The organism is Phenylobacterium aquaticum, assembly GCF_022695515.1.
GTDB classification, from domain to species: Bacteria; Pseudomonadota; Alphaproteobacteria; order Caulobacterales; family Caulobacteraceae; genus Phenylobacterium; species Phenylobacterium aquaticum.
The window spans coordinates 14,645-35,426 of record NZ_JALDPT010000043.1; the positions used below are offsets into that span (position 1 = coordinate 14,645).

Annotated in this window: 19 protein-coding genes; 8 read left to right on the plus strand and 11 right to left on the minus strand. The window is 68.9% G+C overall.

Translation table 11 applies throughout. From position 1 onward, the window contains the following. Positions 1 to 4: 4 nt before the first annotated feature. A complete protein-coding gene (locus MQH10_RS22830) occupies positions 5 to 349 on the minus strand; it encodes a hypothetical protein (RefSeq protein WP_242566287.1) in 345 nt (114 codons plus the stop codon). A 507-nt stretch (positions 350 to 856) separates the two neighbouring features. On the opposite strand from MQH10_RS22830, the gene ctrA reads away from it, so the two are divergent. The 5 genes from ctrA to MQH10_RS22855 all read left to right on the plus strand — a co-directional run bounded on the left by ctrA (position 857) and on the right by MQH10_RS22855 (position 7,355). Continuing rightward, a complete protein-coding gene (gene ctrA, locus MQH10_RS22835) occupies positions 857 to 1,552 on the plus strand; it encodes a response regulator transcription factor CtrA (protein ID WP_242566288.1) in 696 nt (231 codons plus the stop codon). 132 nt (positions 1,553 to 1,684) lie between these two features. Next, a complete protein-coding gene (locus tag MQH10_RS22840) occupies positions 1,685 to 4,111 on the plus strand; it encodes a M20/M25/M40 family metallo-hydrolase (RefSeq protein ID WP_242566289.1) in 2,427 nt (808 codons plus the stop codon). Further along, on the plus strand, positions 4,108 to 4,458 hold the full coding sequence (gene arsC, locus MQH10_RS22845) for an arsenate reductase (glutaredoxin) (protein WP_242566290.1): 351 nt from the start codon (positions 4,108 to 4,110) through the stop codon (positions 4,456 to 4,458). The genes MQH10_RS22840 and arsC overlap by 4 nt, the downstream gene beginning before the upstream one ends. A gap of 181 nt (positions 4,459 to 4,639) precedes the next feature. Continuing rightward, positions 4,640 to 6,022: a M23 family metallopeptidase gene (locus tag MQH10_RS22850; RefSeq protein WP_242566291.1), complete on the plus strand. Its 1,383-nt coding sequence runs from the start codon at positions 4,640 to 4,642 to the stop codon at positions 6,020 to 6,022. A 97-nt stretch (positions 6,023 to 6,119) separates the two neighbouring features. Further along, positions 6,120 to 7,355, plus strand: coding sequence for a TetR/AcrR family transcriptional regulator (locus MQH10_RS22855; RefSeq protein ID WP_242566292.1), 1,236 nt, complete (start codon positions 6,120 to 6,122; stop codon positions 7,353 to 7,355). Between the two features lie 382 nt (positions 7,356 to 7,737). Here MQH10_RS22855 and MQH10_RS22860 read toward each other — a convergent pair whose 3' ends face one another. The 8 genes from MQH10_RS22860 to ubiG form a co-directional block, all read right to left on the minus strand. Then, positions 7,738 to 8,820 (minus strand): Zn-dependent alcohol dehydrogenase, encoded by a 1,083-nt coding sequence (locus MQH10_RS22860; protein WP_242566293.1) that lies wholly within the window; start codon positions 8,818 to 8,820, stop codon positions 7,738 to 7,740. Positions 8,821 to 8,981: 161 nt separating this feature from the next. After that, positions 8,982 to 9,902, minus strand: coding sequence for an alpha/beta fold hydrolase (locus MQH10_RS22865; protein WP_242566294.1), 921 nt, complete (start codon positions 9,900 to 9,902; stop codon positions 8,982 to 8,984). A 71-nt stretch (positions 9,903 to 9,973) separates the two neighbouring features. Then, positions 9,974 to 11,593 carry a long-chain fatty acid--CoA ligase gene (locus MQH10_RS22870; RefSeq protein WP_242566295.1) on the minus strand — a complete coding sequence of 540 codons (1,620 nt, stop codon included), beginning with the start codon at positions 11,591 to 11,593 and terminating at the stop codon, positions 9,974 to 9,976. Positions 11,594 to 11,654: 61 nt separating this feature from the next. Continuing rightward, positions 11,655 to 12,407, minus strand: coding sequence for a hypothetical protein (locus tag MQH10_RS22875; protein ID WP_242566296.1), 753 nt, complete (start codon positions 12,405 to 12,407; stop codon positions 11,655 to 11,657). Positions 12,408 to 12,409: 2 nt separating this feature from the next. Further along, positions 12,410 to 13,351 carry a GSCFA domain-containing protein gene (locus tag MQH10_RS22880; protein ID WP_336605208.1) on the minus strand — a complete coding sequence of 314 codons (942 nt, stop codon included), beginning with the start codon at positions 13,349 to 13,351 and terminating at the stop codon, positions 12,410 to 12,412. Next, entirely contained in the window at positions 13,246 to 13,683 is a 438-nt protein-coding gene (locus MQH10_RS22885; RefSeq protein ID WP_242566297.1) for a hypothetical protein, read from the minus strand. The genes MQH10_RS22880 and MQH10_RS22885 overlap by 106 nt, the downstream gene beginning before the upstream one ends. A gap of 32 nt (positions 13,684 to 13,715) precedes the next feature. Then, positions 13,716 to 14,519, minus strand: a complete 804-nt coding sequence (locus MQH10_RS22890; protein WP_242566298.1) for an FkbM family methyltransferase — start codon at positions 14,517 to 14,519, stop codon at positions 13,716 to 13,718. A 23-nt stretch (positions 14,520 to 14,542) separates the two neighbouring features. Further along, a complete protein-coding gene (gene ubiG, locus MQH10_RS22895; RefSeq protein ID WP_242566299.1) occupies positions 14,543 to 15,289 on the minus strand; it encodes a bifunctional 2-polyprenyl-6-hydroxyphenol methylase/3-demethylubiquinol 3-O-methyltransferase UbiG in 747 nt (248 codons plus the stop codon). Positions 15,290 to 15,403: 114 nt separating this feature from the next. Here ubiG and MQH10_RS22900 point away from each other — a divergent pair, with 114 nt between their 5' ends. Further along, positions 15,404 to 16,654: an aspartate kinase gene (locus tag MQH10_RS22900; RefSeq protein WP_242566300.1), complete on the plus strand. Its 1,251-nt coding sequence runs from the start codon at positions 15,404 to 15,406 to the stop codon at positions 16,652 to 16,654. 107 nt (positions 16,655 to 16,761) lie between these two features. Then, complete coding sequence (locus MQH10_RS22905) at positions 16,762 to 18,474, plus strand: hypothetical protein (protein ID WP_242566301.1); 1,713 nt, start codon at positions 16,762 to 16,764, stop codon at positions 18,472 to 18,474. Here MQH10_RS22905 and MQH10_RS22910 read toward each other — a convergent pair. Further along, complete coding sequence (locus tag MQH10_RS22910) at positions 18,471 to 19,151, minus strand: MFS transporter (protein ID WP_242566302.1); 681 nt, start codon at positions 19,149 to 19,151, stop codon at positions 18,471 to 18,473. The two genes, MQH10_RS22905 and MQH10_RS22910, sit on opposite strands and share 4 nt — an antisense overlap. Positions 19,152 to 19,231: 80 nt before the next feature. Next, on the minus strand, positions 19,232 to 19,867 hold the full coding sequence (locus MQH10_RS22915; RefSeq protein WP_242566303.1) for an MFS transporter: 636 nt from the start codon (positions 19,865 to 19,867) through the stop codon (positions 19,232 to 19,234). Between the two features lie 79 nt (positions 19,868 to 19,946). On the opposite strand from MQH10_RS22915, the gene MQH10_RS22920 reads away from it, so the two are divergent. Then, a complete protein-coding gene (locus MQH10_RS22920; RefSeq protein ID WP_242566304.1) occupies positions 19,947 to 20,567 on the plus strand; it encodes a helix-turn-helix transcriptional regulator in 621 nt (206 codons plus the stop codon). Positions 20,568 to 20,782 lie beyond the last annotated feature (215 nt).

Genomic DNA, 20,782 nt, shown 5'->3' on the forward strand with positions numbered 1-20,782 from the left:
GGTTTCAGCGCAGGGCTGCGACCAATCGCGCCGAGGTTTTCGGGAAGCGCGCGGCGAGCCGGGCGGCGGCGATGGGACGGCGTCGCGCGGCGTCGATCAGCAGGGGCCTGACCGTCCGCGCCGCCATGGGCCGGGCGGCCTTGCCGAGCGCGCCGGCGCCCTTGAGGATCGCACCGCGACCCAGCACGGCGGCCACCGCGCCGACGGCCACCACGCCCAGGCCGATGAACAGGCCCGGCCGCTTCTTGAACTGGGCCTTCAGATCAAGACGACGCGGTGGCTTCGCCTCAAAGGCGGCGGTCAGGTCGGCCACCTGGGTCTCGAGATCGAGCTTGGGATTGGGGGTCATGGTCAGGCTCCGGATGTGCGGGACAAACGGTCGCTGCGGCCGGGCGTTCCACGAGGCTGGGCCGGAAAAATTAATCTGCGGCGGACTGACGCAAGCCGAAACGCCCCCCGGTCCGTCCTGGCGTGGGCGCGGAGCCCGACAAACGGAGGCGCGCCCCTCGCGATCGCGATTCACCATTGGCCTTCGGCCGGCTCCAAGCCCTTGATCGGACTCGCACTTCCCGCCCCCTCCGGAAACCGCGCCCGGAGACCCGCCGAAGCGCGCCGCCAGCGGGGCGAAACGCAAGGGCTTTGACGGAGTTGTTCAATCACAAAAGATTCAACCGGGACCGGACTCCCCCCGGACCGGGCGGCCTTGAAGCCGATTCTCAAATCAAGTTAACGATTCGCGCAGAGGCCAATCACCATTAACCGGTCTTAAATTCACTCGCCGGTAAGTTAACCGCGAGGGGCCTTGCGGATTCATCGAATCCCGGGTTTTGCGGCGCGGGCGGTCTAGGAGGATTTAATGCGCGTTCTGTTGATAGAAGACGACAGTGCCACCGCGCAGAGCATCGAGCTGATGCTGAAGTCAGAAGGCTTCAACATCTACACGACGGACCTCGGCGAGGAAGGCGTCGATCTGGGTAAGATTTATGATTACGATCTTATCCTGCTCGACCTGAACTTGCCGGATATGAGCGGGATGGACGTTCTTCGCACCCTTCGGGTCGCGAAGATCAATACCCCGATCATGATCTTGTCCGGCTCTGCGGAAATCGACACCAAGGTTAAGACGCTCGGCGGTGGCGCCGACGATTATATGACCAAGCCGTTCCACAAGGACGAGCTGGTGGCGCGCATCCATGCCGTGGTCCGCCGTTCCAAGGGCCACGCGCAGTCGGTTATCAAGACCGGCGACATCACCGTGAACCTGGACGCCAAGACCGTCGAAGTGAACGCCAACCGCGTCCACCTGACCGGCAAGGAATACCAGATGCTGGAGCTGCTCTCGCTCCGGAAGGGCACCACGCTCACCAAGGAGATGTTCCTGAACCATCTCTATGGCGGCATGGACGAGCCCGAACTGAAGATCATCGACGTGTTCATCTGCAAGCTTCGCAAGAAGCTGGCCGCCGCGGCGGACGGAAAGCACCACATCGAAACCGTGTGGGGCCGTGGCTATGTGCTGCGCGACCCGTCGGAAGGCGTCATCGCCGCCTGAGGCGCGACGTCCAAGAGAGACACTGAAGCGCCCGCCGGTTCGCCGGCGGGCGTTTTGCTTTTGCGCCCATTCCCTTTGGTTCGACGCGGTTAAGCCGCTAACCTTCCTTCCAACAGCCTGGGGAGGGCGCGCATGAGAAAAGATCTGGCCCTGGCCGCGGCCCTGATCCTGGCCCTGGCGTTCGCCTGGCTGACCGAACGGACGCCTGCCCCGGCGCCGCTCGACGCCCCCGCCGCCCAGTTCTCCGCGGCCCGCGCCCTGATCGACGACCGGGTGATCGCCCGTATTCCCCACCCGATGGGATCGGCCGCCAACGCCGCGGCCTGCGACTATCTGCTGGCCCGGATGAGCGCGCTTGGCCTCGCCCCCCAGATCCAGCGCACCGACACCTTCCGGGTGTTCGCCCGCGCGCCAGGGCCCGAGACCTACGCTGCGGGCGGCATGGTCGAGAACATTGTGGGCGTCCTGCCCGGCCGGGACCGCCAGACGCCCGCCCTGGTGCTGATGGCCCACTATGACAGCGTCCCCGGATCCCCCGGCGCCGCGGACGATGCGGCCGGCGTCTCGTCGGTGCTGGAGATCGTGCGGGCGCTCAAGGCCCAGGGCCAGCCGGCCCGCGACGTCATCGTGCTGATCACCGACGGCGAGGAAGGCGGCCTTCTGGGCGCCAACGCCTTCTTCGAGCGCCATCCCCTGGCCCGCCGCGCCGGCTACCTCTTGAACCTCGAGACCCGCGGCGGCGGCGGCCGGGTGCAGATGTTCCAGACGGGCGGCGAGAACGGCGGCGACATCGCCCTGCTCGGCCGGGCCGAGACCAAGCCCCAGGCCAGCTCGCTCTCGGTGTTTCTCTACAAGCGCCTGCCCAACGACACCGACTTCACCGTCTCCGACGCGGCCAAGGTGCCGGGCCTGAACTACGCCTTCATCGGACGGCAGTTCGACTACCACGCGCCGACCTCGACCCCGGACAACCTGGACGCCGGTTCGCTGCAGGACATGGGCGCCAGCGCGCTTGGCGCAGCCCAGCTGGCGGCCTTCGACCCGGCCCTGCCGGCCCGCGCGCCCGACAAGGCCTATTCCAACCTGCTCGGCCCGGCCTTCCTGGCCTATCCGGCCGTGGCGGGATGGGGCGTGCTGGCCGCCGCCGCCGGCCTGCTCGGCCTGGCCGTCTGGCGGGCCCGGCGGGCGCGCACCTTCCTCTGGATCGACCTGGCCCAGGGCCTGGGCGCGACCCTCTACCTCCTGTCCAGCGCCATCGTGTTCCTGCGCCTGGCCCGGCGAGCGACCGGCGCAGGCCAGGGCTTCTTCGAGCAGCGCTTTCTGCTCGCCCAGGCGGGGCGCTGGGAGATCGCGCTCGCGGTCCTGAGCCTCGGCGTCCTGACCTATGCCGCCGCGAGCCTCGGCCGGGGTCGCGGGCGGTTCGCCACCGCCGCCCTGGCCCTGCTGGCCGGCCTCGCCTGCTCGGCCTTCGGAGGCTGGGATCCGATCGGCCTGGGGATTGGAACCCTGGGCGCCGTGATCGCCCTCCTGTCCTTCGCCCGGCCCGCCGGCGTGGCCGGCGCCTGGAGCGGCCATCTGGTCCTGGCCCTGGTCGCCGCGACGACCCTGCAGATCCTGGCCCCGACCGTCGCCTTCCTGATCGCCTGGCCCCTGGCGCTAGCCTGCCTGCTGGCCGCGTCCACCGGCATGGGCGCCTCGCGCGCGCCGTGGGCCGCCCCGGTGCTGGCCCTGGGCGGGGCGCTCGGCGCGGGCTGGGTGCTGACCTATGCCCATGTGGTCTATCTCGGGCTCGACCAGCCGGAGATCCTGGCCCTGTTCGTCTGGCTGGCGGCGCTGACGCTCTGGCCGCTCGCCCAGGCCGAGGGCGGCGAGGCGCGGCCGCGCACCGTCGCGCTGGTCCTGCTGGCCGCTGGCTTCGCCCTGGTCGCCCTGGTCCGACTGGACGCCCCCTGGAGCGCGCGCCATCCGCGCACCAGCCTGGTGGAATACGTTGTGGACGCCGACACCGGTCAGGCGCGCCGGGTGTCCCTCACCCCCGATCTCGACGACTGGACCCGCGCCCTGCTGACCGCGGACGGCGGCAAGATCGCCAAGGCGGACCTGCCCGTGGTCAGCGCCCGCCCCGTCTGGTCCGCGCCCGCACGGCCGATCCCGGGAACCCCCGCCGCCGTGACCCTGTCCGAGGATCAAGGCCTGGTGGGGCTGCACGCCACGGCCCCTGCCGGCGCCCGGGTCATGAACCTGCTGCTGCGGTCCGACGTGCCGGTCGCCGATGTGCGGATCAATGGCCGGCCCGCCGCGCTGCTGGCCCATGCCGGCCAGTGGACGCATCTGAGATGGGCCGCCAGTCCCGAGGGCGTCGACATCACCTTCCGCCCGCCGGGTCCCGGCGCGCTCGACGTGCGCAACGCCGCCGTCTCCGAACAGTGGCCCCAGGGCGCGGCGCCCCTGCCCGCGCGGCCCGCCGATCTGAGCGGCTTCGACCTGTCGGATTCCACGGTCGTGATCGCCCAGCGGCGGTTCACCTGGACCGGATCCGGCGATAGAACAGCGCCATGAGCGACGTCGTCATCTACCACAACCCTAATTGCGGCACGTCCCGCAACACCCTGGCCCTGCTGCGCGAGAAGGGGATCGAGCCCCGCGTGGTCGAGTATGTGAAGGCCGGCTGGACCCGCGATCAGCTGGCCGCCCTGGTCGCCAAGATGGGGGTGGGCGCCCACGAGATCCTGCGGGTCCGCGGCACCCAGGCGGAGGCCCTGGGCCTGACCGATCCGGCGGCGTCGGACGAGACTTTGTTCGCCGCGATGGTCGCCGATCCCATTCTGGTGAATCGCCCTATAGTCGAGAGTTCCAAGGGGGCGGCCCTGTGCCGACCCGTGGAGCGTGTCCTGGACCTGATCTAGGCTCGCGTCGCGCGCGCAAGCCCGTGACAAAGAGCTGTTCGTAGCGTGACTATTACCGTCGATTAACCATCGTTCGTCAGATTTGCGCGGCCTGGATGTTGCTTCAGTCCCAACCGTTGCGCCAATTTGAACCTGGCCGTGGTTAAGTCGGGTTTGGTGGCATCGTAAGTACGGGGGCACGATGCAAGAGTTCGATCCGCGACGTCCGACCTTGCGCATCGCCCCGCGCCTGCTGATGGGTGTTGCCGGCTTCGCGGCCCTGGCTCTGGGCTGGAGGCTGACCGCCGCGGAAGCGACCGCTCCCACCCCGGCGCCGCTCGATCCCACCGCCATCGCCGCCCTGCAGCACGCCGCCTTCACCCAGGCCGAGGCCCAGCCCGGCTTCGCGCGTCCGGAAAGCATTCCCGTCAAGATCCTGCCCGGCGAGACCTTCGAGGCCGCCGTCAAGCGCGCCGGCGTGACCGCCGACGAGGCGCACCAGGTGGTCCAGACCCTGGCCGAGACCATGGACACGGTCCACATCAAGGCCGGCATGATGTTCGACGCCGCCATCGCCCATCCGCGCGGCGAGCGCGGCCCGGCCCGGCTGATCGGCCTGTCGCTGCGCACCGGCCCGGCCACCGCCGTCACCGTTTCGCGCACCTTCGACGGGGCGCTCCGCCTGCGCGAACTCGAGGAGAAGGTCCGCGAGGAGCAGACCGTCGCCCAGGGCGAGATCAACGGCTCTCTCTATGAAAGCGCCACGGCGCTGGGCGCCACGCCCGAGATCACCGCCCAGATGGTGAAGCTGTTCTCGCACAAGGTCGACTTCGACCGCGACATCAAGCCGGGCGACAAGTTCGAGCTGGTGTTCAATCGCCAAGTCACCGAGAGCGGCCGCACGGTCGAGGCCGGCGACCTGCAATACGCCCAGATCAAGGGCATCCGCTTCTACCGCTTCGAGCGGCATGGCGATGTCGAATATTTCGACGAGTTCGGCAAGAACATCAAAGGCTTCCTGCTGCGCACCCCGGTCGACGGGGCGCATATGACCTCGGGCTTCGGCATGCGCCGCCACCCGATCCTGGGCTATAACCGCATGCACCAGGGCATCGACTTCGGCGCCGGCATGGGCACCCCGGTGCTCGCCGCCGGCGACGGCGTGGTGGTCGAGGCCCGCCGCTGGGGCGGCTATGGCAACTGGCTGCGCATCCGCCACAACGACGGCTGGGAGACCGGCTACGGGCACCTGTCGCGCTACGCCTCTGGTCTGAAGGCCGGCCAGCATGTGCGTCAGGGCCAGCTGGTGGCCTATGTCGGCTCGACCGGCGCCTCCACCGGGCCGCACCTGCACTACGAGACCTGGTTCCGTGGCGCGCGGGTTAATCCGATCAGCGCCAAGGTGCCCCAGGGCACCGTGCTGGGCGGCTCCGAACTGGCCGCCTTCCGGTCGGAGAAGGCCCGGATCGACAAGCTGGTCGGCGCCCAGGATCAGGCCCAGGCCCGGATCAATCCCGAGCCGGCGCCCCGGCGTCTGGCGCTGGCCCAGGCTGACCCGGTGGTCAACGCCGGGCTGAGGCGCTAAGCCGTTCCCCAAGGGACTGGATTCGACCCTCGCCGCCGCTTTTCGGCCCCGTGATCGCGCTCTAGGCTCCCGCCCAACATCCCAGCCGGAGCGGACCATGTCGTCGGCCGCCAATCCCCCCAAGCCTCGGACGCGTTATGCGGCCAAGCGCGATGCGATCATGGCCGCCGCGACCCAGGTGTTCTCGGACCAGGGGGTTAGCGGATTCACTCTGGCCGCGGTCGCCAAGCGGATGGATCTGCATCCGGTCAGCCTGACCTACTATTTCAAGCGCAAGGAGGACCTGGCGGCCGCGGTCCTGCACGAGACCATCCGCCGGTTCGGGGCCATGCTCGAGCTCGCGGAGCAGGCCCAGACCGGGCCGGAACGGCTGCGCCGCCTGATCGAGGCCTATTTCGAGGTCCGCCGCCGCATCGCCCTAGGCCAGGAGGCGCCGCTCGCCTCATTCAGCGAGATCCGCCTGATCGGCGGCGAGGTCCACCGCCCGCTGATGGACGCCTTCTGGTCGCTCTATGTGCGCATGGGCCGGCTGCTGAAGTCCGAGGCCATGCCCTGGATGACCGCGCCGCGGCGACACGCCCTGGCCCGATTGCTGGTCGACCAGCTGGGGTGGGCGGACTCCTGGCTGGAGGCCTATGCGCCCGAGGACTATGGCCGCGTCGCCGCCCGGCTGGCCGAGGTGATGATCGAGGGCGTGGCCGGCCGGGGCCGGGCCTGGCCCGATCTGCCCGTCCTGCCGCTCGGCGCCCCCGAGGCGCAGAACGACGAGGTGACCCGCGAAAGCTTCCTGGTCGCGGCCACCCGCCTGATCAACCGCGAGGGCTATCGCGGCGCCTCGGTCGACAAGATCTCCGCCGAACTGAAGGTGACCAAGGGGTCGTTCTATCACCACAACGCCGACAAGGATGAGCTGGCGGTGGCGTGCTTCCTTCGCAGCTTCGACATCATCGACGACGCCCGCCGGCGCGCGGCCCAGGCGGGCGCCAACGGTTGGGAGCGCGTGTGGCTGAATGTGGCCTCGCTGGCCCTCTACCAGGCCTCCAGCGCCTCGGGCCGGCTGATGCGCAACTACGCCACCGCCGCGGTGCCGCATGAGACCCGCAAAGTGGTGATGCGCCGGTTCCGCCAGATCGGCCAAGCCTATGCCGGCCTGATCAGCGACGGGATCGCCGACGGCAGCCTGAGGGCGGTCGACCCGTTCCTCGCCGCCCAGCTGATGCTGGTGGTGTTCAATTCGAGCATGGCGATGGACCCAAAATCGCGCGTCGGCGAGGCGGAAGGCGTCCTGGCGGGATATGTCCGCCCGGCCCTGATGGGCTTCTTCGTCGAATAGCGCACATGAAGAAGGGGCGACCTTCGCAGGCCGCCCCCTCGGTAACGCTTCCAGCGCTGGCGATCGCTCCGCCTACGGAACGCCGCCCGCCTCCCCCCTAGAAGCGCTTGTCTCGCGCAGCCTTGCGAACCCGATGGTCCGCCGCGCCGTCCGCGCCCCCTTACGGCCGCGCGTCGGACGCGTCGCAGGCCGTAACCTTGATCAAAATTTCGCCATCCTTCGTTCTCTGAAGCAAGAGGCGAAGGACCGAATTGTCGCGCAAATCCAGCATCCTGAGACGGTTGCGCGGCGTGTGTTGTATCGCCGCAACCTGTTACGTGCTTCGCGCAAGAAAAAACCCCTCCGCAAGGAGGGGCTTTTCCGATCAGCGCTTCGGGCCGGATCAGTCGAACATGATGACCGAGCGCGCCAGTTCGCCCTTCTTCATGTCGGCGAAGCCCTCATTGACCTGGGCCAGCTTGATGCGCTGGGAGATCATCTGGTCGAGCTTCAGCTTGCCGGCCATGTAGAAATCGACCAGGCGGGGCATGTCGACCGGGAAGCGGTTGGAGCCCATCATCGAGCCCTGCAGCTTCTTTTCGCCGAGGAAGGCGAAGCCCGGCAGGGTGATGGTCTGGCCGATCGGGATCATGCCGATGATGTTGGCCGTGCCGCCGCGACGCAGCATGCCGAAGGCCTGCTCGGCGGTCTTGGACAGGCCGATGGCCTCAAAGGCGTGGTGCACGCCGCCCTTGGTCATTTCCAGCACTTCCTTGACCGCGTCGGTCTGGGAGGCGTCGATGAAGTCGGTCGCGCCGAACTCCATGGCCAGGTTGCCCTTGGAGCCGACCATGTCGATGGCGATGATCCGGCCGGCGCCGGCGATGGCCGCGCCGTTGATCGCCGAGAGGCCGACGCCGCCGCAGCCGATGACCGCCACGGTCTCGCCCGGACGGACATTGGAGGTGTGGATCGCGGCGCCCACGCCGGTCATCACCGAGCAGCCGATCAGGGCGGCGCGGTCGAGCGGCATGTCCTTGCGGATCGCGACGCAGGCATGCTCGTGGATCAGCATCTGTTCGGCGAAGGACGACAGGTTCAGGAATTGGGTCATCGGGCCGTTGGCGGCCGACAGACGGGGCTCTTCCTCGGCGCCGCGCTTGGTCTCGGGCGAGACGCACAGCGACAGGTGGCCGGTCAGGCAGGACTCGCAGTGGCCGCAATAGGCCGACAGGCAGGTGATGACGTGGTCGCCCGGCTTCACGGTGCGGACTTCCGAGCCCACGGCCTCGACGATGCCGGCGCTCTCGTGGCCGAGCACGGCGGGCAGCTGGGTCGGATAGGAGCCTTCCATGAAGTGCAGGTCGGAGTGGCACAGGCCGGCGGCGACGGTGCGGATCAGCACCTCGTGCGGACCCGGCTTGTTGATCTGGACGTCTTCGATCTGAAGCGGCTTACCCACTTCGCGCAGCACGGCGGCCTTCATAATGGCGATCTCCCCGATCGGCGCCCTGAACGGGCGGATTATCGAAGCCGCAGTATGTTTGCGGCTTCTTCGGGTCGAAGTTATCGCCGTTCAGGCGACGAGCGCCAAGGGCTTTCGCCAAACTTTTCGCGCCAGGCGCCGCCACGGCGCCCGGGTCCCGATCAGCCCGCGGCCGAGGGCTGGATCCGGCTCCAGGGCCAGGCGATCTTGGGCCAGCTCGGCCAGGTGAGCCTGGGCCGCGACGGCGGGATGCAGTCCTCCAGGGCCGCCAGCAGGACGTCGACCGGGCCGTCATTGAGGAAGTGGTCGGCCCCCGGCGCCTTCTGGAACCGAACGGGGCGCCGGGAGCGGGTCTCGGCGACCAGGGCCTCGGCGATCTCGATCGGGGCGAAGTCGTCGCGGTCGCCATGGATGACATGGACCGGAACCCGCAGCCGGGTCAGGGCGGCGCGCACGCCGTCCAGCTGCTGCGGCTGGTTGGACACCTCCAGCACCGCATGGCGCAGGTCGCGGGGGATCAGCTTGAGCAGGCGCGAGCCGGTCTTCAGCAGGAAGTCGGCGGTGGGGCCCGAATGGCCGAAATAGCCCGACAGCAGGACGAGGCCGCCGAGCCGCCCGGGCTTGGCGCCGGCCGCCATCAGGGTGGCGATGGCCGCCCCGTAGGACTGGCCGACCAGCAGCACCTTCTGCCCCGGCTTGGCCTCCAGCAGGGGGGCGAGCGCGCGCGCCTGCAGTCGGATGTCGCCGACATATTCGATGGGCTCCGACCCCGCATAGCCGGGCCGGTCGACGACCACCATCTCGCGATCCTGCGGCAGGGCCGCGAGCGCCGGCGCCCAGTATTCCGCCCAGGACGGCGCGCCGGTGACGACCACGATCTTCCAGGGCGCGGTGCGCTCGCGCGGGGTGGTCAGGGCCGAGATGCGCCAGCCGAGCTCGCCGCCGGCCCGGAAGGTGATCCGCCGGACGACATGGTCGGGATAGTCCGCCGCGGTCGGGGCATGCTCGGTCCGTCCCGTCGCCGCGGCGGTCACCGCGGCCAGGCCGATCTCCAGCACTCCCTTGGGTCGTCTGCGCGCCACGAACATGTCCTCAATCCCGACCAGCTTCAGCTGGGGTTGAGAACGCGAAACCTCAAGCCGGGTTCGCCCGATCAGGCGACAGAAGCGGCGACCTGGTCACGCAATTCGCGCTTCAGCACCTTGCCGGTCGGTCCGATAGGCAGGGCCTCGACGATGCGCACCTCGTCCGGCGTCCACCAGCGGGCGACCCGCTCGGCGACATGGGCCTTGAGGACCTCGGGATCGGCGGTCTGGCCGGGGCGCAGGACGACCAGCAGCAGGGGGCGCTCGTCCCACTTGGGATGGGGCACCCCGATCGCCGCGGCCATGGCCACGGCCGGGTGCGAACAGACCGCGTCCTCGAGATCGAGGGTCGAAATCCATTCCCCACCGGACTTGATGACGTCCTTGGCCCGGTCGGTCAGGCGCAGATAGCCTTCCGGATCGATCGTGGCGATGTCGCCGGTGTCGAACCAGCCGTCGGCGGTGAAGGCCTGGGCCCCCTCGTTCTTGAAATAGGCCGACGCCACCCAGGGCCCGCGCACCTGCAACTGGCCAGGGCTCTTGCCGTCGCGGGGCAGGACCTCGCCAGCGTCATTGACGATCCGCAGATCGACGCCCCACAGGCCCCGTCCCTGCTTGAGCTTGCGGGTCGCCGCGCCCTCGACGCCTTCCTTGGCGTGCTTGGCGAGCGCGGTGTTGATAACGCCCAAGGGGCTGGTCTCGGTCATGCCCCAGATCTGGCGGACGGTCGCGCCCAGCTTCTCCTCGACCCGGGCCACCAGGGACGCGGTGGGCGCCGAGCCTCCGATGGCGACATTGCGCACGGTCGTCAGCTTGCCGCCGGTCTGGTCCAGATGGTCGAGCACGCCCACCCAGATGGTGGGCACGCCCAGCAGGAAGGTCGCCTCCTCCTCCACCGCCAGCTCGCAGATCGAGGGGCCGTCGAGATGGCGGCCCGGCAGGATCAGCTTCGCGCCCACCAGGGGCGCCGCATAGGGCGTGCACCAGGCGTTGGCGTGGTACATCTGGGCGCAGGGCAGCACCGCGTCGCGGGCGCCGAGGTCGAAGGTGTCCGGCGCCACCAGGGCCATGGCGTGCAGCACGGTCGAGCGGTGGCTGTAGAGCACCCCCTTGGGGTTCCCGGTCGTGCCCGAGGTGTAGCAGAGGCCCGAGGCCTCCCGCTCGTCCACCTCCGGCCAGACGAAGTCCGGCGCGTGGGCCGCGATCAGCTCCTCATAGACCAGGGTCCCGGCCGGCGCCTGGGCGGGAAGATGCGCCCGGTCGGTCATGGCGACGAAGGTCTTCACCCCGGCCATCTTGCCGGCGATGTCGCCCACCAGCTCGCCGAAGCTGATGTCGAAGAACAAGACCGAGTCCTCGGCGTGGTTGGCGACCCAGGCCACCTGGTCGGGATGCAGGCGCGGATTGATGGTGTGCAGCACCGCCCCGATCCCGCTCACCGCGTAATAGAGTTCGAAGTGACGGTGGGTGCTCCAGGCGAGCGTCGCCACCCGGTCGCCCGGCTTCACGCCCATGGCGACCAGGGCGTTGGCCATCCGCTTGGAGCGCGCCAGGGCGGACGCGTAATCATAGCGATGGATGGGGCCCTCGACCGTGCGGGTCACGACCTCGCGGTCGCCGTGATAGAGCGCCGCATATTCCAGGATGGAGGGCAGGTTCAGAGCCCGGTCCATCATCAAAGCCAGCATCCGTCGCCCTCCCGCACCTTGTCTTGTTGCGGCAAGGTTTAGGACGACGGACCCGAGTCCGCTAGGCCGTGGTCACGGTGTCCGGCGCGACTGGCGCAGGTTGGACGGCCGGCATGCGCACGCGGATGTCATAGAGCAGCAGCCAGCGCTTCACGTCCGGATCGGTCACCGGCTCGACGCCGTGGAAGGACAGGTCGTTCTTCACGAAGGCGAACATGCTGTTCGGGGCGAAGGGCATGGTGGCGACCCGGTCGAACTCGTCGAACTTATAGTGCGGGCCGCCCGGGCAGCGGCGTGCCGGGTCCTTGGGCATGTAGAGCGACGTGCCGAGGTGGATCTGGGAATTGTCCGGCGGCAGATAGAAGAGGACCGTGATCACCTTGGGCGGCGCGTCCGTGTGCGGCCCGAGCGCATAGCGGGTGATGTCCTCGACCAGCAGGCTCTCGTCATAGAGGGCGGCGCCGACCATCTGGCTCAGCCGCTCCTGGATTTGGGCCTTGAACTTGTTGAGGAACACGTTGCGGATGCCGCCGCCCAGCAGCACGTCGCGCATCTCCCGCCAGAAGGCGCGCTGCTCATCGGTGACCGTCTCCATGGGGCTGGAGATGTCGAGCACGAAGCGTTCCTTGTAGCCGCGAACGCTCCGCGCCTGCTCGATCGGGATCATCGCGTCGGGGTGGGGAATGTTCTCCTGGAGGCGGGCATAGACCTCCTTCGGGAAGATGTTCTCCACATAGATGTGCGGATAGGGGAACGGCCGGATCGGCGCGTTGAAGATCCCATAGGCCAGCTGGCGCGCAAGGTTCTCGCCCATGTTCAGGACACCGCTTCAGCGACCGGCGCGACAACGTCGGCGGCCGGCGACCAGCGGATGAACCGCCGCAGGAAGGACCCGCAGATCGCGTCCAGGATGGGTGACGACACATGGCGGGAGGCCGCGTCGTCGAGGCCGAAGTTGGGTATGGGAGTCACAGGCGCAATCCAGCGGACGATTTCGAAAGAGGGAAAATAGTACAGGTCGCCGCGTTCGACCTGACGCAGCAGGATCTCGTCGAAGGCGGACCGCAGGCGGGACTTGCTGACGCAGTCGACCTCCACAGCGCTCTTCAGCTCCTTGGCGTCGAGGCCGATAACGGAATCGACCGGCACCGGCGAGAGGGTGACGATGAGCGGCGCGGCGGTGATGGATCGGATGCCCGCGATGCAGGCCTCGATCGCCTCGGAGGTCTCCTGGTAGGACGCCAGCCGCAGGGTCGCGCCGAGCTTCTTGGCGCGCGCGGCGGCGTTGGCCCGCTGTCCGATGTCCTCGGAACTGGGCATGGCCACGAATTTCGGAAAGATCTTCTCCACGAGCGGCAGATCGGCGTCCGCGCCCTCGCGGAAGAAGTCCACCACATTGCCGAGCGTCAGGACGACACAGTCGGCGCCCACCAGCTGGCGGGCCAGCTGGTCGATGCCCTCGCAGCGCACGCCCGCCGCCGCCTGCACCTGATCGGGCGCCATTTCCGGGAAGATCCGCGAGACCCAGTCCGCCACGATCGCTAGGCGCGCCTCGGGCGACTGTCCCAGGAGGTGGAAGATGAAGGCGTTGGAAATGGGCGAATTGAGATCTTCCGCCAGAGCGTAGGTCTCGGCCTCGACGCCGTTGTTCTTCAGGAACTCGGCGATGTTGCGGGCGAAGCACGAGCCGATCGTGAAGAACCGCCCGTCCGGGGAACCTCTGGGCCCCCGCCGAAATGCAGCACGGATTCGAGGAATTCGGGATTGAGGCTGAACTCGTCGCTGACATGGGGAAAGACCATCTTCAGCTGGGCGGCGTGCTTGCGCTTGGCTTCGGTCTCGGCCGTGAAACGGGCCGTCTCCTCGGGCGTCAGGATGCGCCGCAGGAAATCCGGCAGGGTGAACTTGAACTTCCGCAGATCGGGATCGCCGCCGGAGAGCAATTCCTGCACCGCCGAGGTCAGGGCCTCCGACCGGGGTTCAGGCGCGTCGCCGGCCGCCTGCAAGGCGCGGGTCAGTCTGCGATAGACGAAGCGGGGAAGGCTGGACGGCTTGCCGCGGTAGAACTCGACCTTCTTGAAGTCGGACATTCCGTCCCCCCGAACTGCGACCAGGGGACAGATTAGGCCGCCATCCGCGCCTTGAACACCCCGTCAGGCAGCTTGGGCGCCCGCGACGGGTGGATGAAGAAGTAGTCCTTCCACGGCGCGCCGGGCACCAGGGTGGTGCGCTCCTCCAGCCGGTCGGCGTTGAGGGCGAACATGCGATAGCCCCGCGACCGGAACATCTCGACCACCGCCTCGGCCGACCCGCCGAACCGCGACGCCAGCATGTCCGGATGGATCTCGATCAGCACGTGGGGCCGATCGCGGTCGATGACCTGGGCGGCGCCCTCCAGGGCCTTCTGTTCGGCGCCCTCGATATCCATGCGGATGAAGTCGACGCGGCCCACGCCCCGGGCCTGGCAAAAGCCGTCGAGCGTCACCACGGGGGTCGGCTGCATCTCGACGCCGGCGTCCTCGAGATCGGGCCTGACCTTGCCGGCGGGCGGCGCCTCGGCGACATAGGCGAGCGCGCGTCCCATGCGCCCCGAGGTCTTCTTGGGCGTGATCAGCAGAAGCTCGCCGGCCATGTCCGACACCGCGGCCCGCACCGGGATCACCTGGCCGTCAATGCCGTGCCAGGCCAGGCAGGTCTTGAGCACCTCGAAGGTGAAGGCCGAGGGCTCGAAGGCGTAGATCCGCGCGTCCGGCGCCACCTGGGTCATCACATAGGAATGGCGGCCGTCGCTGGCGCCGACATGCAGGCAGACGGGGGAACCGGACAACAGGTCGGCGAGATACGGCGTCTCCGGGTCATGCTTCGCCCACCTCATATTGCGCCGCCAGGCGCGGAAGGCGTGGCCGAGCACGCGAAGAGAAGCCATGGAGAATTCCTTGCGCCTGCTCTTTACGCCGCGTCCCGCGTGACCGTCATCATGTAGTTGACGTCACAGTCGGACGAGCGGGACCAGCGGCCGCCCAAGGGATCGTAGCTGACGCCGAACGGACCCTGCATGGCCAGGGGCTCGTCGCGCAGGAACGTGCGCAGTTCGTCAGGACGCAGGAACTTCGACCAGTCGTGCGTGCCGGCCGGCAGCCAGCGCAGCACATATTCCGCCCCGACCTTGGCCAGGGCGAAGGCCTTCAGCGTGCGGTTCAGGGTGGCGACGATCATCAGGCCGCCGGGCGCCAGGAGCCGCCCGCAGCTGCGCAGGAACTCGCCCGGATCGGCCACGTGCTCGATCACCTCCATATTGAGGATCACGTCGAAGGGGGCGACGCCCTCGGCCTCTAGGGCCTCGGCCGTCGAGGCGCGGAAATCGATCTCGAGCCCCTGGGCCGCGGCGTGCGCGCTGGCGGTGCCGATATTGCGTTCCGAGGCGTCCACCGCGGTGACCGAAAAGCCCAGCCGGGCCATGGGCTCGCTGAGCAGGCCGCCGCCGCAGCCGATATCCAGCAGGCGCAATCCCTTGAACGGCTCGCGGGCCGCAGCGTCGCGCCCGAACCTCAGGGCCGCCTGGTCGCGGATGAAGGCCAGGCGCACGGGATTGAACTTGTGCAGGGGGGCGAACTTGCCTTTGGGGTCCCACCACTCGGCGGCGATCCGGGAAAAGCGTTCGACTTCGGCGGGGTCGATGGAGGACGCAGGCGTCATGAAGCCTTATTAGCCTGCTCTGCGGCGGAAGTCGAAGCGCGCCGTTGCCCCGCGCGTTTCCCGTGGCTAGAAGGGCGCGCCCTTTCCTTGAGCGGAGCCATATCCGTAGCGCCCATGTCCCGGCTGGTGATGAAATTCGGCGGCACCTCGGTGGCCGACCTAGAGCGCATCCGGCGCGTCGGCCGGCTGGTGGCGGCGGAAGTCGCCGCCGGGCATCAGGTGGCCGTGGTGGTCTCCGCCATGTCCGGCAAGACCAATGAGCTGGTCGCCTGGACCGACGGCGCGGGCCCCGCCGCCCAGGGCCTGACGCCCTCCGACGACGAATATGACGTGGTCGTAGCGTCCGGCGAGCAGGTGACCGCGGGCCTGCTGGCCATGACCCTGCGCAATATGGGCCTGCCGGCGCGCTCCTGGATGGGCTGGCAGATTCCGATCATCGCCGACGACGCCCACGGCCGCGCCCGTATCGACGACATTCCGCCCGAGAACCTGATCGCCGCCATGGACAAGGGCGAGATCGCGGTGATCGCCGGCTTCCAGGGCGTGACCCGCGACCAGCGCATCGCCACCCTCGGCCGGGGCGGCTCGGACACCAGCGCCGTGGCCGTCGCCGCGGCGGTGAAGGCCATCCGCTGCGACATCTACACCGACGTGGACGGGGTCTACACCACCGATCCGCGCATCGAATCCAAGGCCCGCAAGCTCGCCAAGATCTCCTATGAGGAGATGCTGGAAATGGCCTCGCTGGGCGCCAAGGTCCTGCAGACCCGGTCGGTCGAGCTGGCCATGGCCCAGAACGTGCCGGTGCGGGTGCTGTCCAGTTTTGTCGAGCCGGGCGAAGCGCCGGGCCAAGGCACCATCGTGTGCGACGAGGAAGAGATCATGGAAAAGCGGATCGTGAGCGGCGTCGCCTACAGCCGCGACGAAGCGAAGATCAGCCTGTTCGGCCTGCCCGATCACCCGGGCGTGTCCTCGGAAATCTTCGGGGCCCTGGCCGACGCCAACGTCAATGTGGACATGATCGTCCAGAGCCACGCCCGCACCGCCGACACCGCGAACATGGAGTTCACGGTCGGCAAGCGCGACGCCCAGCGCGCGGTCGAGATCGTCCGCGCCAGCCAGCCGAAGATCGGCTTCGAGGACGTCCAGGTGAACGAGGACGTCGCCAAGGTCTCGGTCATCGGGGTCGGCATGCGCAGCCACGCCGGGGTCGCCAAGTCGATGTTCAGCGCGCTCGCCGAGAAGGGCGTGAACATCCAGGTGATCTCGACCAGCGAGATCAAGATCAGCGTCCTGATCGACGCCGCCTACACCGAACTGGCGGTCCGCGCCCTGCACGCCGCCTACGGACTGGACCAGCTCTAAGCGTCGGATAACGGTGATATTTTCTCTCCCCTGCGGCGTCTCGCCGCAGGGTTGAAGAGCGCGCGCGGCTTCACCAGCCGTAAAGATCGACTCCCCATAATGGGCTCATGGAGGAGCTCGTACATTATGAGGTGCTTGCCCGTCGCCCCGGCGCGGCCATGCATCTTGAGGCCTGGCTGGAGGACCAGTCTCGGGCCCTGCAGATGGCCAATGAGATGATCGGCTGCGGGGAGTTCATCGCCGTGATGGTCGTCCGCGAGACCCGCAATCCCAAGTCCGGCAAGTTCACGCCCCTGGTCATCCGCCGGGAGGGCGACTTCACCTCGCCAGTCACCCGCAAGCTGGCGTCGGGCGACCTGCCGCCGCCGCGCTGCCGCACGGGCGCCGATCTTTATGGCCCCATGGCCCGCGCCCGCATCGCCGAGGTGCTGGAGGCCTGGCTCGCCCGCAAGAAGATCACCGCCTTCGAACTGATCCATCGGCTCGATCTCTCCGAGACCCTGCGCAACGCCGGCGGCGAATATCAGCACGCGGTCCAGAAGTTCGCCGTGCCGGAGGCGCTGCTGCGCCGCTCCACCGTGCATGAGGTGATCAAGTCCCTGCACCCGGTGATCGACGAGGCGGCGACCCGCCTGCGCGTGACCACCCAGGCCAACGGCTTCGCGGCCCTGTCGCTCTCCACCTTCGCGGAGATCTGCGACGACCTGGCGGATGTGCATGACCGGCTGTTCCTGCTGGGCGGCGCCGTGGCGGCCTATCTCGAAAGCGCCGAGGACTGGGGCGCGAAGGTCGAGCGGGTGCTGAACCTCGCCGACGCCGCCCCCGAGGACGGCCCCGGCCGCGACCTCGCCATGCACGTCCTGGCCATGCCCATGGCCGAGATCTTCAACATCAACGCCGCCATGGCCGACCTGCTGGGGCCCGAGCTGGACCCCGCCGGCCATATCGCGGCGCTCGCCCAGCTCAGCGCGCCGGACGTGGCAGAGGCTGTTTCCGCCTTCGATTCCGTCGCCGCCACACTGCTGCCCAAGCCCACCGCCATCGGCGAGCGCCTGGCCCGGTTCCTGGCCGAGCCGCGGGTCAATGGCCTGCGCCTGGCGCTCGGCCGCAAGATCCTGGGGGAGATCGCCAGCCCCAAGCGCCTGCGTCCGGCCAGCGCCGAGGGCGAGGTGGAGATCACCCGCGTGCTCGCCATCACCCTGATGACCGCCGCCGAGCACCTGGGCGGCGCCGAGGCGGTGCACGAGGCCTTCGTCTCGCGCTCCCACGCCATGGTCGGCACCGAATTCGTCACCGCCTATCTGAAGGTCGCCCGCACCCCGATGGACGAGGCCCTGGCGCTGGCCCGGCTGATGGAGAGCGTGGTCGGCGGCATCCACAAGCGTCAGGCGGTGCGCTGGCTGCAGTCCTGCGTCACCTCTTTGAAGTTCGACGCCGAGATCAAGTCGACCAAGCTGCCGGCCCAGGCGCGGCTGAACCAGCTGGCCGCCCTCTATCGCCGCATCTCGCGGTCGGGCGGCAAGGAAGCCGGGATCGAGCCCCTGCTGCAGATCATCGGCGATCTGGGCGGCAAGATCGAAGCCGACGCCAAGGTCCTGGCCCAGTTCCGCAAGACCGCGCTGCCGCCGGTGCAGAAGCTGCAATTGCTGATCCGCATGGCGATGGGCGAGACGGCCCCCATCGGGCCGGCGACCGAACGCGCCCGGCTGGAGGCCAAGCGGGTCATGGCCCAGCCCGAGACCATCCATGAGCTGTCCCGCGAGCCCCGGATGCTGCACCAGGTCCAGACCATGATGAACGCCCTGGACCGCGCCGCCTAGCTGAAGGTCGTCCGCTCCGAGCCCAGCCGCCAGGAGGCGGCGAGCCCGGCCAGCGCCACCGGCACGGCGGCGGCGAACACCCAGACCCCGGCGCTCTGCGCCGTCTCGATCGTCAGGCCATGGGCGAGGCCCGTCAGGTTGGCGATGGCGGCCGCGGTCGCGGCGCCGGCCGCCGATCCCGTCAGACGGACGGTGGAGATGGCCGCCGCGCCCACCCCGCGTTCGGCGTCCGCCAGGCCGGCCAGCACCTTTTGCGCCATGAAGGCCCAGGACAGGCCGAAGCCGCCCCCCAGGGCGATCCCGGCCACCAGCACCGGCCAGACCTGGCCGGTCGGGAAGGCGAAGGCGCTGAGCGCCACCCCCAGGGTCGAGCAGACCGCGCCCAGGCGGATCATGCGGCCGGACCACAGGCCGGTCAGGTTGGAAACGGCCAAGCCGGCGATGGTCCAGGCCACGGCCTCGGCGGCGATGACATAGCCGGCGGTGAGCGCCTTGAGCCCCGCCAGGGTCTGCAGGATCGCCGCCCCATAGACGCCAAAGCCCATGGAGGCGGCGGTGAGCAGGAACATGGCCGCATAGCCGGATCCCGGAATGGTGCGCAGGTCGCCGGAGCCCTTGGGCAGAAGGCGGGCGACGGCGCGTTCGTCCACCCAGACCATGGCGATCAACAACAGCACGCCGACCAGGGTGAGCGCCGAGGAGCGTCCGAAATCCCCGGCCAGGTCGGCCAGGCCGATGGCGACGACGCCGAGCGCGATCAGCCCCAGCTGGGCCAGGCGATCTGGGCCCCCGCCTCCCCGTCCTCGCCCTTGGGCAGCATGACGAAGGCCGCCGCGCCCACGGCCAGCCCCTGGATCGCGAAGGACCAGAACACCCAGCGCCAGATTCCGGCGTCGGCGAAGATCCCGCCGATCAGCGGGCCGAGCAGGCTCGCCACCCCCCAGACGGCGGTGATGGCGGCGTAGACCTTGGGCAGGGTGCGGTCGGGGAACATCAGGCCGATGGCGACGGAGCAGAATCCCACCACCCAGCCGCCGCCGATCCCCTGCAGCAGGCGGCCGGCCAGGAAGGTGGCGATGTCCGGCCCGCCCGCGCTCATAACGCAGCCCAGGGCGTAGAGGGCGGCGGCGGCCGCCGTGGCGCGGCGCAGGCCGAAGCGACGGGCGAGCAGGCCCGAGCTGGCGCCCGCCAGCACCGAGCCCAGAAGGTAGCCGGCGGTCGCCCAGCCGAAATAGGCGTAGCCGCCCAACGCCTTACCGACGCTGGGCATGATGGTCGCGGTGACCAGGGAGTCGGCGGCGTTCAGCCAGACGCCAAGACAGATCAGCACGAAGCGCGGCAGACGACCCTCGCCCAGCACATCCGCCCAGCTTCCCGGCGTCGGCGTCCTCATTTGACAATTCCCAGGCTTACAAACTCTCAGGGTCGGGACTAGACGGAAGCACGCATTTTTGCAATCGTTAGATTGTCAAATGCGCAACACCCCCGACGATATCCTGTTCTGGCTGAAGACCGCAGGCCCGGCCCAGACCCTGGCCGTCGCCGGCCGTCTGGGCGTCACCCGCCAGGCGGCGCGCCAGCACCTGGAGAAGCTGGCCGCCGAGGGGCTGGTCGAGCATGTCACCACGCGCGCCGGGGTGGGCCGGCCGCGCCAGGTCTGGTCCCTGACCGGCAAGGCCCAGGCCCGTTTCCCCGACACCCACGCCCAGATGACCGTCGACCTGATCGAGGCGGTGCGCGAGGAGTTCGGCGCGGAGGGGCTCGACCGGCTGGTGACCCGGCGCGAACAGGCGACCGCGGAGGCCTATGGCCGGGCCCTGGGCGCGGACCCTGACCTCGAGATCCGTTTGGAGCGGCTGACGGCCCTGCGCAGCGCCGAGGGCTATATGTCCGAGTGGCGGCGCGAGGCCGACGGGACCTATCTGCTGATCGAGAACCATTGCCCGATCTGCGCGGCGGCGGCGGCCTGCCAGGGCTTTTGCCGGGCGGAGCTCGACCTGTTCTCCCGGCTGCTCGCGCCCGCCGTCGTGACCCGGACGGAGCATGTTCTGGACGGCGCCCGACGCTGCGCCTACCGGGTGACGGGGGGTTAGCCGCGACCGCGCGCCACACCCGGGCATTGTCCCCAAACCGGGTAATTTCATCTTGCGTAAAGACCTGCGCCGGATAGTCCGGCCCATGCAGACGCTTACCCATTTTGAGGTGTTTGGTCGCCGGCCCGGGCGGCGTGCTAAATCTGGAACATTCTCTTGAAAAATCAAGAGAATGCAGTGCAACTGGCCAATGACATGCTGGCCAGCGGCGAGTT